The sequence below is a fragment of the Microcoleus sp. S28C3 genome, assembly GCF_036700785.1.
In the GTDB taxonomy this organism is placed as follows: Bacteria; Cyanobacteriota; Cyanobacteriia; order Cyanobacteriales; family Microcoleaceae; genus Microcoleus; species Microcoleus asticus.
In genome coordinates this window covers 9,300-23,342 of the sequence record NZ_JAUBPO010000112.1, presented here as the reverse complement: position 1 = coordinate 23,342, position 14,043 = coordinate 9,300, and the positions used below count along the sequence as shown (strand labels likewise).

8 protein-coding genes are annotated in these 14,043 nt (G+C 46.3%); 5 read left to right on the top strand and 3 right to left on the bottom strand.

The window, feature by feature from the left end:
* Positions 1-34: 34 nt before the first annotated feature.
* Positions 35-385 (bottom strand): DUF4968 domain-containing protein, encoded by a 351-nt coding sequence (locus QUA13_RS26480; RefSeq protein ID WP_333203335.1) that lies wholly within the window; start codon positions 383-385, stop codon positions 35-37.
* A 661-nt stretch (positions 386-1,046) separates the two neighbouring features.
* On the opposite strand from QUA13_RS26480, the gene QUA13_RS26475 reads away from it, so the two are divergent.
* A complete protein-coding gene (locus QUA13_RS26475) occupies positions 1,047-2,651 on the top strand; it encodes an alkaline phosphatase D family protein (RefSeq protein WP_333203333.1) in 1,605 nt (534 codons plus the stop codon).
* A gap of 112 nt (positions 2,652-2,763) precedes the next feature.
* Complete coding sequence (locus QUA13_RS26470; protein ID WP_333203331.1) at positions 2,764-3,366, top strand: 2OG-Fe(II) oxygenase; 603 nt, start codon at positions 2,764-2,766, stop codon at positions 3,364-3,366.
* Positions 3,367-3,693: 327 nt separating this feature from the next.
* On the opposite strand, the gene QUA13_RS26465 is transcribed toward QUA13_RS26470, so the two are convergent.
* Positions 3,694-7,494 carry a WD40 domain-containing protein gene (locus QUA13_RS26465; protein WP_333203329.1) on the bottom strand — a complete coding sequence of 1,267 codons (3,801 nt, stop codon included), beginning with the start codon at positions 7,492-7,494 and terminating at the stop codon, positions 3,694-3,696.
* Between the two features lie 298 nt (positions 7,495-7,792).
* Here QUA13_RS26465 and QUA13_RS26460 point away from each other — a divergent pair, with 298 nt between their 5' ends.
* Together QUA13_RS26460 and QUA13_RS26455 are read left to right on the top strand one after the other, a co-directional pair.
* Positions 7,793-8,650 carry a calcium-binding protein gene (locus tag QUA13_RS26460; RefSeq protein ID WP_333203327.1) on the top strand — a complete coding sequence of 286 codons (858 nt, stop codon included), beginning with the start codon at positions 7,793-7,795 and terminating at the stop codon, positions 8,648-8,650.
* A gap of 232 nt (positions 8,651-8,882) precedes the next feature.
* On the top strand, positions 8,883-9,530 hold the full coding sequence (locus QUA13_RS26455) for a calcium-binding protein (protein WP_333203326.1): 648 nt from the start codon (positions 8,883-8,885) through the stop codon (positions 9,528-9,530).
* Here the strand turns inward: QUA13_RS26455 and QUA13_RS26450 are convergent.
* Positions 9,527-10,879: an AAA-like domain-containing protein gene (locus QUA13_RS26450; RefSeq protein ID WP_333203324.1), complete on the bottom strand. Its 1,353-nt coding sequence runs from the start codon at positions 10,877-10,879 to the stop codon at positions 9,527-9,529. The two genes, QUA13_RS26455 and QUA13_RS26450, sit on opposite strands and share 4 nt — an antisense overlap.
* Positions 10,880-11,167: 288 nt before the next feature.
* On the opposite strand from QUA13_RS26450, the gene QUA13_RS26445 reads away from it, so the two are divergent.
* A partial coding sequence (locus QUA13_RS26445; RefSeq protein ID WP_333203322.1) for a Calx-beta domain-containing protein occupies positions 11,168-14,043 on the top strand: 2,876 nt, incomplete at its 3' end.

The window sequence follows — 14,043 nt, the reverse complement described above, 5'->3', positions numbered from 1 at the left end:
GGGAATCTCTCTCTAAATTCACCATAATTTCTACTCAGCTCCTTCTGAGTAAATTTGTGCTTAGTCTAAACTCCAGACTAGATCGCTTGACTGAAATCTTTATTTGTGCTGTTTCAATTTCTATTTTTTCGTCTGTTTCTCGCACTTCAAATGGTGTAATTTTCCACTCTTCGTCAGGGACAGTTATTGAGTGCGATCGGCTGTTAAATTCACCTGTCGGGGACATTCGCACTCGGATTAAATTCGGTGCGAGGATGCTGATGTTTAGGGAAGTTTCGCCGCAATTAAAGTGAATTGTGCGATCGGTTTTATTTATGGATTCTACCGAACCGATTGTTGACCAAGGCTGTTCGGTTCTTTGAAGTTTTCCGAAGTATTGTGGCATACACTCTGACTAGAAATATTATCGATTTTGCTTTCACGAGTTAAGGGTTGTCATCTGACAAAAGGCTGAACTACAACGATCTATCTCATGGAGCAAAACCCCAATATCTCTGATCCGTCCGATCCACCGCCTGATTAACCCGATCGCCTGGGAGTATTGTAAAGGTGAGAGCTAAAGAATCTAAAATAAATGTTACCTAAGTTTATTAAACCTTTAACTTATGCCTGTTACCGAAATTTTACCCCTCCTCAAAAAGTTATCTCACTCCGATCAACTGTTGCTACAAAATTTCGTGGTAGCCTAATTATTTAATGAATCAGGTTTAATCCCATTGGATGTTCAGAACAAAGTAGCTAGTCAAGGTTTATATGATTCTTTGGAAGCTGCTGCTGGTTGAGCGAAAGCACTAGCAGAGGAAAAAGCGAAGACACATGGTTAATATCGTGCTTTTGCGGTCGAGATGGTTGCTTTTTCATCGATCGCCTGCTACCTTTATTTTGGGTACACTAAAACTTGATATAAAACCTGCCTTTGTCTGTGGGAGTTGTTTTCCTCCTCACAGTTCGAGGCGTCTCAGGAACAGCGGTGAATTTGCTGATTGTTGCGTACATCACAAATTAGCAGAAGTACAGTCTCGATATTTTTAAAGATGAGGGTACCCATGAAAGGTAAAAAAAAAGACCAACTCAGCCGCCGCCATTTTCTACTCGGTTCGGCAATTGCAGGTAGCGGTATAGTTGTCGCAAACCTGCGATCGAAATCTGGGTTAGCACAATCTTCTGCACCGGCAATTATCACGTCGGATCGGATGCGCCCCAGCATTCCATACGGTGTTGCTAGCGGTGATATTACCGGCAACAGTGCCGTGATTTGGAGTCGGTGCGATCGCTCCTCCCGGATGATAGTCGAATATGACACCGCCGACTCCTTCGGCAACGTGCAGCGCATCATCGGACCTGCAGCATTGGAAACTAGCGATTACACGGCGCGTATTAACCTGATTGACCTACCAGCCGACCGGCAAATATTCTACCGAGTCAGCTTCCAGAATTTAGCCGATCCAAACATCTACAGCGCCCCCGTTACGGGGAGTTTCCGCACACCTCCAAACAGCAAGCGCGACATCTTTTTTGCCTGGTCGGGAGACACCGCCGGACAGGGTTGGGGTATCAATTCTGAATGGGGCGGCATGAAAATCTATGAAACTATCAGACAGCTTAAGCCAGACTTCTTCATTCATTCTGGCGATTACATCTATGCAGATAGTCCGATTAAATCTGAGGTAAAACTTGACGACGGTAGCATCTGGAAAAACATTACAACAGAAGAAAAGTCAAAAGTAGCTGAAACCTTAACAGAGTTTCGCGGAAATTACATCTACAACCTGCTAGACAATAACATCCGGCGCTTCAACGCCGAAGTGCCTCAGCTAGTTCAGTGGGATGACCACGAAACTACAAACAACTGGTATCCCGGCGAGATGCTAATGAGCGATGACCGCTATAAAGTCAAAAGCAGTTCTTTACTGGCAGCGCGAGGCAAGCAAGCATTTATGGAGTATACGCCGATGCGCTTCGATGCCAACGACCCAGAACGGATTTACCGTTCCTTTAATTACGGTTCTTCCCTGGAAATTTTTATGCTGGATATGCGTAGCTACCGAGGACTAAACACTACCAACCGTCAGACAGCAGCAAGTGAAGAAACAGCGTTTTTGGGTAATGCCCAAGTTAGCTGGTTAAAGAACAAATTGCAGAATTCAAAGGCAAGGTGGAAAGTAATTGCTAGCGATATGCCAGTCGGATTGGTGATTGAAGATGGCAAAGACAGCGGCAAATTTGAGAACCTCGCCAATGGAGATGGTCCTGCATTAGGACGCGAACTAGAACTTGCCCAATTGTTGCGCTTTATCCAGCAAAACAATATCCAAAATGTCGTTTGGCTGACCGCTGACGTGCATTATGCTGCCGCGCACTACTACGATCCCGGTCAAGCTCAATTCACTGATTTTAAACCGTTTTGGGAGTTTGTTGCCGGGCCGCTTCACGCTGGAACTTACGGACCAAATAAGCTTGATAATACTTTTGGTCCCCTTGTTAAGTTCCAAAGTTTGTCACTGCCTGAAGTAGAAAATCTACCTCCTACAAAAGGTTTTCAGTTCTTTGGTACGGTTAAAATTAATGGCGATAGTCAGGTGATGACTGTGGCGCTGCACAACCTTGAAGGCAAAATTCTCTACAGCGTGGACTTGCCGCCGGAGGTTTAAAACTGCTTCTAAACATTATTAGATCATTGCCCCGAACGAAGCAATCCCAAGTCTGAGCGATTGCTGCATCTCTATCTGCTGTTTCCTTAAACTTTGATTATTTTTGAGTGCCTTGAAATACTATAGCCAACATCCTAACGCTTTCTCGATCGACTACCTCAACGACTTGCGAGGAGCAATTCTAGCCTCCCCTTATCTAGCAATCAACAACCTCAACCGTGATTTCATTGGCACAAAAGGCTTTTCAGTGGTGTTTCAACGTTCGGAAATCGCCGAAGTAGAACGGCGGTTCCCTTTGTTCAAACCCTATCTTGACCAAGCATTACAGCCTGAATGCAATGCTTTTTACCTCAACCCTTTGTTGCTGGGTGAAGGTTCCCGCGTCGATCCGCATATCGATCGATCTTTGCGATCGTACTGCAAAACTGTTGAACCTCCCGCAGCCGTCAGCGTTTTATACGTGCAAGTGCCGCCGAACTTGCAAGGGGGAGAATTGATACTGCGGCGCAACAAACAGCAAGTCGGGCAGATTAAGCCGCAAGCGAACTCGCTGGTCTATTTTCAAGGAGATTTGACTCACTCTGTCAACGCTGTTAAAAGTACCGGAACTCGTTTGAGTTTGGTTTGCGAACAGTACAGTTTGAGCGAAACAGAACTGCAAGATATTCCAGGATTCACAGTGGAGTCTAGGGCCGTAAAAGCCAAAAGCAAGTAATGTTTATTATCAAAAAAACAACATTTTTTACAATGAAAATGTCTTGCCAAGAAGGAATTACTGTCAGACTACTTACAAAAGAAACTTAAATACCCAGCTATATGTTGGGCGCTTGTTTATACCAGTAAAAAAAGAATGCAACTGTAGGGCCGTGAACTAAACCCTTAGTTCATTAGTCGTTGCCAATTCTTTAATCTCAGGACTTACGCAACAGTCACAAGACTTTTAGGTATGTTGTTGCGCTTCAGCGCTCTTAGGATATCAAATAGCGCTGAAGCGCAACAACATACCTTTGTTTAACGATGCCCATTGTGTAAGTCCTGTTTTTTAAGGATTGCAGATTTCGGCTATCGCTTTTTCTTCGGGATGATGAGCAATATAATTGCTCAGCCATTGGCAACTCAGTTTCATTAAACTATCTACATCAAGTTCCAAATTCCAGATTCTTAAAGTAGAATCATCGCTGGCAGAAACAAGAGTTTTCCCGTCGGGACTGATGTTAACGTCATTAACTCGATCGCTATGTCCCTCAAAAGTTTGTAGGGGCCGCGCCTCCGATCGCGTTTGGCCCTCTGCTACATTCCACAGTTTAATTGTGCGATCGAAACTTGCAGATGCGATTGTTTTGCCGTCGGGACTGAAACTAATGCTTTTTACCCAAGTTCCGTGTGCTTGAATAGTTTTGAGTTCGGTGCCGGTTTCTGCATTCCACAATTTAATGGTGCTGTCATCGCAAGCAGATGCTAAAATTTTGCCGTCGGGACTGAAACGGAGGCTGGTAATTCGGCTGTTATGCGCTCTGAAAATCCTTCTTGGGGTAGATTCTAAATTGTTTAAAGCCCAGAAATAGATTGTGCGATCGTTCCCTGCGGATGCTAAAGTTTTGCCATCGGGACTGAATGTGACACTTCTAACTCTTTCGAGATGTCCTGTAAAAGTTTTGATTTGGGCACCGCTTTCTAGATGCCACAATTTAACAGTTTTATCGACTCCTGCTGATGCTAAAATTTTACCGTCGGGACTGAAAACAACGCTATCAATTCCCCTTTGATGTCCTGAAAGAGTTTTGATTTCGCTGCCAGTTTCTAGGTTCCACAATTTAATAGTTCGATCGCTTCCTGCGGATGCTAAAATTTTGCCGTCAGGGGCGAAACTGACGCTGGTGACAGCACCTCGATGTCCTAGAAAAGTTTTGATTTCGCTGCCGTTTTGTGCATTCCACAATTTAACAGTGCGATCGCTGCTACCGGAGGCAACTGTTTTGCCGTCGGGCGAGAAACTCGCACTCAAAACCTGACGGCGGTGGCTTTCTAGAACTTTCGGTTCGATGCCGGTGAGGTTCCAGAGTCGTACCGTGCGATCGGTACCTGCCGTTGCCAAAGTGCGGCCGTCGGGACTGAAACTAAGGCTCGAAACCCTGCCGCTGTGTCCTTTGAGCGTTTGCGGCTCGATGTTTCCTAACTGCGATAAATTCCACAATTTGACGGTGCCGTCTTCGCTAGCGGTAGCCAGAGTTGGGGTGTTGCTGCCCCGAGGACTGAATTTGACGCTCCAGACTTCCCTGCTATCGGCTTGCAGGGTTTTGAGGAGAGTCAGGTTTTGGACATCCCACAGCTTGACTAAACCGTCTTCGCTAGCGGATGCTAGGGTTTTGCCGTCGTCGGAGAAACTGACACTTCTGACAGCGTTGGTATGGCCTTTCAGCGTGGCGATTTCGGTTCCGTCTGCTGGATTCCAGAGTTTGACAGTGCGATCGCTACCCGAAGATGCGATCGCCAACCCGTCGGGCGAAAAAGTGACGCTCGTTGCCCAGCCCCTATGCCCAGTAAAGGTTTGGAGCAAAGTGCCGTCTGCTGGATTCCAGAGTTTGACAGTGCCGTCGGAACCCGAAGATGCGATCGCCAATCCGTCGGGAGCAAAACTGACTCCTCTCACCCAGCCCCTATGCCCGGTAAGGGTTCTAATTTCTGTGCCGTTTTCGAGGTTCCAGAGTTTGATAGTAGCATCCTCGCTAGCAGATGCGATCGTCTTGCCGTCAGGTGAGAAACTGACAGTCCAAATGTTGTCGCCGTGTCCGGTGAGGGTTCTGAGCAATATGCCGTCTGGGTTCCAGAGTTTGACAGTATCGTCTTCGCTAGCGGATGCGAGGATTTTGCCATCGGGCGAGAAAACGACATTTTTGACGGCAGCTTGGTGGCCGAGGAGCCGATCGCGCTCTCGGATGCTGTAAAGCGCTTGTTGGAGGGCGATCGATACTTGCATCTTAGTTTCGGATTTTGCCGGACTGAATGCCTCTAATTTTTTAAGTTTATGTGCTGCAAGCAGTGCTTCGATCAGTGCTGGAAAAGGGTTGGAGGCTAAAGTTGTCTTTGAGGACAAACTTTCGAGGACTATTTTGGTTTCTGCGAGTTCTCGATCGGCTTTAATTACTTGCAATTGTACGGCGATAGCTGCTGCTAAAGATATCCCTAAAATTGTCGAACCGATCGCAATTATCCTTCTAGCTTGTTTTTTAGCTAACGTTAACTCTGTTTTAGCTTGATGCTGAGCCAGACTTAAAGTTTGATTAGCTTGTGCCAATATTTGACTTTCCTCAGCTTGCAGTGCAAAAGCCAATTCAACTTCTCGCTTTTCCAAATCTTGAGCCGCCGCTAAAAAGCGGTAATCCAGATGGCTTAAACTTTGATATTTTGCCCATTCCAAAGCTTCTTGCAGTGCCTGACCCCGCAGCAGCCGCGAATCATCCTCAAAATTGGCAGCATTCCAAGCATTAAAGTTTTCCGAATAAGGCCGCAGCTTTCCTAACTGTTTTTCCACCCATTCAAGATTGAAAATTTCGGCATAAATTCGGTTATAAACTTTTAATTTTCCGTGCTGTTGCACCACTAAACCTGACAGTCGCAATTCTGTTTGTTCGGGACTGCCATCAGCAATAGCCCCCCCCAGCCCCCCCTTGCTAAGGGGGGGAGCAAGAGTGGCTATTTCTTCCTCTCCCAGAGGTGAATTAGCAGCATTTAGCCCCCCCTTGCTAAGGGGGGGTTGGGGGGGGTTCGCGGATTGCAAAACCTGCTGGTAAAGCCCCAATAACTGCCCCGCTTTTTGCTGATTTCTCAAAAGGCGATCGCGAATAGTTTTCAAATGTTCAGGCTCATCCTGAGACTCCCAATTCTCGACAATCTGCAACTTCACCAACCCCTCAACTCCCTCCTCTTCTGTGGAACAGGCATCCTGCCTGTCTGTGGGGGTGGAACAGTCAGGATGCCTTTCTGTGGGGGTGGAACAGGCATCCTGCCTGTCTTTCTCAGCGCCCTCTGCGCCTCTGCGGTTAACTTTCTTCAACTCTTTTTCCAGCACCAACTTGCACAGCTTTTGCGTCAAAAAAGGTTGTCCCCCCGTCCAATCCAAAATATCTGCGATCGCACTTTCAGGATTGGCAACTTTGCCCTTCCAACCATCAATTAAAGGCTGCACTTCATCAATCTGAAAACCGCGTAAATTGATCGCCTTACCAATATTAAAAGGAGTTTGAGTTTTATCCGCAATCAAATCCGAAGGCGTCGCCACCCCCAACAGCGCAAAAGTCAAACGCCGGTACAGAGGATTGTCAACTCTTTGATTGTAAAACCAGCGAATCAGAGCAAAAAACTCATCAGCCGAAAAATTCATGCTCAATACTCGATCGATCTCGTCAATAAAAATAACTATATTTTGGGAAATTTCAACTAAAATAACTTCTTCGATAAACAAACTAAATCGCTGCACGGGAGACAACAAATCCCGGCGTTCGCGCCACCAATTTCGCCAATTAATTTTATTACCTAGCTGACAGCTACTGACCAAAGAATTGACAATGCCTGCATACCACTTTTCGGGAGTTACATCTTCCTTACCAATCCCAGTTAAATCGATAAAAGCGCAAACAGTACCTTCAGCTTGCAATTTTTGCATAGCCCGCACCCGCAAACTAGATTTGCCCATTTGCCGCGAATTCAAAACGTAACAAAACTCACCCGCTTTCAAACTTTCGTAAAAGTCCAAGTCTGCTTGTCGCGTCACGTAACTCGACGCATCTGCTGGGAGACTCCCGCCAATCTGATATTCATAACTAACTGGAGATTCTTTCATCATTGCCTGCACTAAAATCTAGATTTGATTGTACGATAGCTAACATGACTATTTAGCTATTTACCAAAAAACCTGATTTTTGCTGATTTTGATGATGCTTTGTCAGGCTGCACCTGATTTTTTCCGATAAATTCCGAGTGCGAAGCTATTTATCAGTTCTTATAATACCTGATTTTATCACCATTGCAGTTCAATAGTTTTACGAAGACACTAATAACAGAAAGCGAAAGGTGCAGCAAACAAATACAAACACTTAGCGCTTTGACAAACTCAGAATACACTCATAAATAGGATTACTACCATGACAGAACTTAGAACGATCGCCGATGCTAACATTTCTACCCTGAGATTCGGTTTGATTGAAGACTTGACCGACGTTCCCCGGAAGGAAGACCCTGATTCAGATAATCCGAATCCTAAGCCTAATAAATTTGGTTTGATTGAAGACTTTACCGATGTTCCTCGGACGGAAGACCCCGATGCAGGTAAACCGCCGAATCCCAATCACAATAAATTCGGTGCTTTTGAAGACTTGACCGATCGTCCTCGGGAAGAAGATGATTCTACTAACCGTTTGTTCGGCAGCATCGATAAAATCAGTGGCTTACCCAATGACAACATACAGGGAACGCCAGGAAATGACTACTTAGTAGGAAAGCATTACACGGACGATGCCATCTTTGGCAGTGGCGGTGCAGATACACTCAAAGGCCTGGACGGTGACGACTTCCTATTTGGCGGTACTGGCAATGATAAAGTCTATGGCGGTGGCGATTCCGATTGGCTAGAAGGCAATAGCGGGAATGACATTCTCATCGGTCACAGCAATAATGACGGAGGATACGATTATTATGAAGTCGATACCTTAATTGGCGGTTCGGGAGCCGATACATTCTCGCTAGTTATCGACGGCCCAGAGTTTGAAGTTCCTTACTTAGATGGCTTAGGCGAACACGCTTATGCAATTATTCGGGACTTTAAGAAAGCCGATGGAGATGCAATTTTGATGGTCGGTCAAAAGCAAGACTACGAATTTGTATCGGGCTACTACGATTACGGCAATGACTCTCTGAAAGACACAAAAATATTTTACCAAGGTGACATGATTGCCGTAGTTTCTGACACAATGGCTGCGGATTTAACCCTTTCTTTTGTGTAATTCTATCTGTAGGGCGCTGCACACCTTCCGCTTCGCTCCGCCCATTCTTGGCGTGTCAACTTAAGAGAAAAGACCCCGCTTGCCTGCGGTTGGAAACCGCTCGTCTGGGTGCAAGTCGAATGTGGCGACGCCCGTCATCGAACTTGCACCCTTGCCTACACAAACAAAATTCATCTACGTGGGTTTCGCTCAATCTCTAGGTCCTAATTTTGAACAACCAGGAGCAACTGAAATGGCAATTATTAATGGCACCAACTTCAATGACGATGGTATCGACAAACCAAAGCTAGTTGGAACTAATGCAGATGACTCAATCTCTGGCTATGCAGGAAACGACATATTGTCGGGTCTTGGTGGAAATGACTATCTAGATGGTGGGTTTAACAACGACGTTCTCGATGGTGGGGCTGGTAATGACACTTTATATGGCGGCGTTGGCTACGATTATCTAGTTGGCGGCCTTGGTAACGATCTGCTGATTGGCGGTACTTTAGACGATGCTTTACTTGGCGGTACGGGCAACGACATTCTCTTAGGCGGAAGCGGTAACGATCAACTTACTGGTTTCGGCTTTGGGCAAAATGAATTCGACACCCTCACGGGTGACATTGGAAAGGATACCTTCGTGTTGGGTGACGCAAATAGCGTTTACTACCTCGGAAATGGCTACGCCACAATTACGGACTTTAGTTTAGCTCAAACCGATAAAATCCAAATCAAAGGCCTTTTCAATTATGATTACTCCCTTGGGCTTGGCAACTGGGAAGGTAGCAATGCCCAAGACACTGGAATCTTCTATAAGGGTGATTTGATTGGTGTTGTGCAAGATCAAAATATTACCAATGTCAACCCCAATCAGGTGTTCATCTCCGCTTTTTAACCTAAAACACGGCAGAAATACTCGCGGTACAAATTGCAACGCGGCATGACATAATTGTTTTGCCGCCGCACAATTCCCATGCTGTGTAATTTGTAAATTTGCATCGAATCTAATTCAACTGGTTCGGCCGAATTAACAACTTTTTTCAAAGCCAAAGCTAATTCGGGATTGTGTTGCAGTATTTCCAAATGTTTTCGCAAATGACTGCTGTAAATTCCAGATTCTGATGCCGCATTTTTTAATAACTGAGTTAATGAGATTTTGCCACAACTAATCTCATACATTGCCAATCTTACTAAATAAGGATGTCCGCCGATCGCACTTATTAACTCTCGCAACTGCCCCTCATCCCAATCCAAGCCGTGCAGCCGAGCTAAATCGTGAATTTGCTGGCTGTCAAACTCCAGCAACTCAACCGGAACCCCCGCATTAAACGGAGATTGATTCATATCTAAAGGAATATAAACTTCCGTAGAATGCGCCATTACCAACCGCAGTTTTTTCCAAATATCCGAAATCTTGGCTTTTTCGTGCCAGCTTCGCAGCATCCCCAGAAAATCTTCAACTACTTCGGTGTAGGGAAATATGCGATCGACTTCATCCAAGCCCAAAACTAGAGGCGTTTCTGTTTCTGCCAGCAAATACTCTTCAAAGTAAACCGTACAGTTATCGTTGCTGCCCAAAATATCCGTATCCCAATACTCGTTTAACTTGTTTTCTAACTTTAACTGTCGGCTTACCATCAAGCACAACCAGCGCAGAAACTTATCAAGATTTGTTAATATTCCTCGGTCGGCAGCGCTCAAATCAAGATAAACTGCGTGATAGTTTTCCCGAACAGCGCCAGCTAAAATTCGGTTCATCAGTGAAGTTTTGCCCATCATCTCCGGTGCTTTAATCCGAATCAGCGAACCGGGTTTCACAACTGTCTCGCAGCACAAAGATTCAATGTTGCAACGCTCCACATAAAAAGGAGAATCTAATGATACCGAGCCTTCGGGAAACTGCAAATTTGCCGCAGTCAGTGGTTGTAAGAGCAGGTTGGTGTTAATATATTGAGTGGACTCTTGCGATGCAAATCTCCTCAGAGCTTCTTTAAAATTTTTCTTCGTAATTTTTTCTGCACAAGCTTCTGAAAGCTTGTGCCACAATTTATTGCCGACATCTTTGTTGAGGTATTCAGCACTGTAGCCGTAAGTTTTGGCGATTTCATCGTAACTTTTTCCTTCCCAGGAACCTTGAAGGACTTTCATTTCGATGTCGCTGAGATGTTTGCCGGTGTTTTGAGCAAAAATGCGATCGGCAGATTCTTTGGTTTTGCTCCAAGAGAATTCTAATTCTGAGTTCATGGGATTGACGGGTAAGTACCCATATACGTAAGTATGCAGATGCTTGCAAGAGAGCAGTTGTTCCTGCACTGGAAAGTTACCCTGACTTTTCCCTATTTTAACTGATTTAACCTGAGTTTTTACTGTCAGTCCTTGTAGAAACGCCTGATTTTACTCCCCTGGTCGCTTTTGTTCTTAGAAAATAAACTGGTTTAGAAGCAAGTTGATTGCCGAGCTCGATCGCAATTATCGATCGCCTCACCAACAATAGCCTAACCTCGCCAACACCAGGGTATAAGGACAAAAATTATGGCTGCTACCATTACCGTTAATAGCACAGATGACTCGAATATCAGGAATGCCGTCCTCACCCTCAGAGAGGCAATTCTGGTTGCGAATGGCACTCTGAATGTTCCTGCTTTGACAGTGGCAGAACAAGCACAGATTAACGGTACATTGGGTACTGCAGCCGATCGCGACACGATCGCCTTTAATATCGGGGCGATCGGTTCTCAGCAATTAATTCAGCCTTTATCCGCACTGCCGCCGATCTCCGATCCAGCGATCGTCGATGGTTGGAGTCAAGGCGGCGCGGGCTATAACGGTTTGCCACTGGTGGAACTCAGCGGCAACCTCCCCGGAGTTGAGATGGTCGGACTTGATATCACTGCTGGGAACAGTACCGTGCGAGGTTTAGCGATCAACAGATTTATCTTTACAGGCATCCGCTTGCAAACCAATGGCGGCAACGAGATCCTCAGCAACCACATCGGCACGGATCTTGCGGGTACGGTCGATCGGGGCAACCGCAGGGGGATCTGGATTGATGGCGTTCCAGATAATCGGATCGAGAACAACTTAATCTCTGGCAACGACAATTTAAATGTCGGGCTTGGCATCGAGATTTCCGGCATCGCTGCACGCAACAACCAAGTAATCGGCAACCGTATTGGCACTGATGTTACTGGTACTGTTGCGATCGGCAACAACGCTGGCATCAGCATCCGCAATGCGCCTGAAAACTTAATTCAGGACAACCTGATTTCTGGCAATGTGGGCATCGGTAGCGGAATTTCGATCAACGGCCCAACTGCCAATCAAAATCGAGTTGTCGGCAACCTCATCGGCACTGATATCACGGGTAATGTAGCGCTAGGAAACACTATCTATGGCATCTCTATTGGCAGCGCTTCTAACAATATTATCGGCGGAACGACGCCTCAAGAACGCAATATCATTTCTGGCAGTCAGACTGCGGGTATTGCTTTTCTACAAGCGCCTGGTTCAGCCGTTGTACCTGCGACAAACCGGGTTGTCGGCAACTATATCGGCACAAATATCAGCGGTACTGCCGCTTTGGGAAATCCGGTCGGCGTCTGGATTGCTACTGGCGAAAGCAACATCATCGGTGGCACGACACCGCAAGAAGGCAATGTCATTTCCGGCAATCAAATGGGCGTCTATTTCCTTGGCGACCAGACAACTGGCAACCGCGTTATCGGCAATTATATCGGCACGCAAGCTGACGGCAGCACTCCTTTACCCAATACTTTGTACAGCAACGTCGTAGCTTTCAAGGCTGGTGTGAATAACCGCATCGGCGGTACCGCTGCGGGGGAAGGCAACACGATCGCATTTAGCGGTAGCAGCGGCATTCAAGTGACAGGTGGCAACGGCGTAGCAATTTTAGGCAATTCTATCTTTTCTAATAATGGTTTAGGCATCGAGCTCGATAACGATGCCGATAACCTAACTACCGACGGCGTTACCCCAAACGACTTGGGAGACGGGGATACAGGCGGAAACGGCTTGCAAAATTTTCCTGTTTTAAACTCCGCAACTGCTAGCAACGGCAATATTACTATTAGCGGCACTCTCAACAGCATTCCCAATACAACTTTCCGCGTCGAATTTTTTGACAATACTGTTCTAGATCCCAGCGGTAACGGGGAAGGACAAACTTATCTCAACTTTGTTAATGTCACGACTGATGCTGCTGGCAATGCTAATTTTACATCGCCGCCTTTAACTGCAACAGGGGCGATCGTCACTACGGCTACTAACTTAACAACTAACGATACTTCGGAATTTTCTCAACCTTCCCCTGGCTTACTGCAATTTAGCAACCCTGCTTACACGGTGAATGAAAACGGTACAGTTGTAGGTACTGCAATTACCGTCAATCGCATCGGTGGTAATAAAGGTGCAGTTGGGGCAACGCTGACGCTGACGGATGGTACTGCTGTTGCTGCTGACTACACCAATACGCCGATCGCAATTAACTTTGCCACAGGCGATACGACACCAAAAATTGTTACTATTCCGATCGCCGATGACGCGATCGACGAAGCTGACGAAACGGTTAATTTATCTCTAACTAATCCAACGGGAAATGCTACAGTTGGCGATCGATACAACAATGCTGTTTTGACAATTGCAGATAACGATAACCCTCCAACTGTCAGCATCGCCCCCGCCACGATCGACCAAGCTGAAGGCAATACAGGCACAACTACCTACAACTACACCGTTAGCCTCTCCAATGCTTCTGGTTTGCCCATTACTGTTAACTACAAGACAGATGATGGTACTGCTACTGTAGGCGATCTCGACTACGAAGATAATGACGGTAATCTCATCTTTAATTCGCCAGAAGCGCTAACAAAAACGATCGCTGTAATTGTTAACGGCGACAACAAATTTGAGGCGAATGAAACTTTCAGCGTTACCCTCAACAACGCCACCAACGCCACCATCGATCCCGCCGCCAACCAAAGTACGGGCATTATTGTCAATGATGATAGTGATGACTCTAATCCCACTCCAACTCCGACACCAACTCCGACACCGATTCCGACAGAAACGCCAACGCCAACGCCAACTCCGACACCGATTCCGACAGAAACGCCAACACCAACTCCGACACCGATTCCGACAGAAACGCCAACTCCCACACCGACACCGACACCGATTCCGACAGAAACGCCAACGCCAACGCCAACTCCGACAGAAACGCCAACTCCCACACCAACACCGATTCCGACAGAAACGCCAACTCCCACACCGACACCGACACCGATTCCGACAGAAACGCCAACTCCCACACCAACACCGATTCCGACAGAAACGCCAACTCCCACACCAACACCGATTCCGACAGAAACGCCAACTCCCACACCAACACC

Bases quoted from the DNA above. Each gene is read 5' to 3' on its own strand.
- QUA13_RS26480 (WP_333203335.1), bottom strand. From the start codon at position 385: ATGCCACAATACTTCGGAAAACTTCAAAGAACCGAACAGCCTTGGTCA.
- QUA13_RS26455 (WP_333203326.1), top strand. From the start codon at position 8,883: ATGGCAATTATTAATGGCACCAACTTCAATGACGATGGTATCGACAAA.
- QUA13_RS26460 (WP_333203327.1), top strand. From the start codon at position 7,793: ATGACAGAACTTAGAACGATCGCCGATGCTAACATTTCTACCCTGAGA.
- QUA13_RS26450 (WP_333203324.1), bottom strand. From the start codon at position 10,879: ATGAACTCAGAATTAGAATTCTCTTGGAGCAAAACCAAAGAATCTGCC.
- QUA13_RS26465 (WP_333203329.1), bottom strand. From the start codon at position 7,494: ATGATGAAAGAATCTCCAGTTAGTTATGAATATCAGATTGGCGGGAGT.
- QUA13_RS26475 (WP_333203333.1), top strand. From the start codon at position 1,047: ATGAAAGGTAAAAAAAAAGACCAACTCAGCCGCCGCCATTTTCTACTC.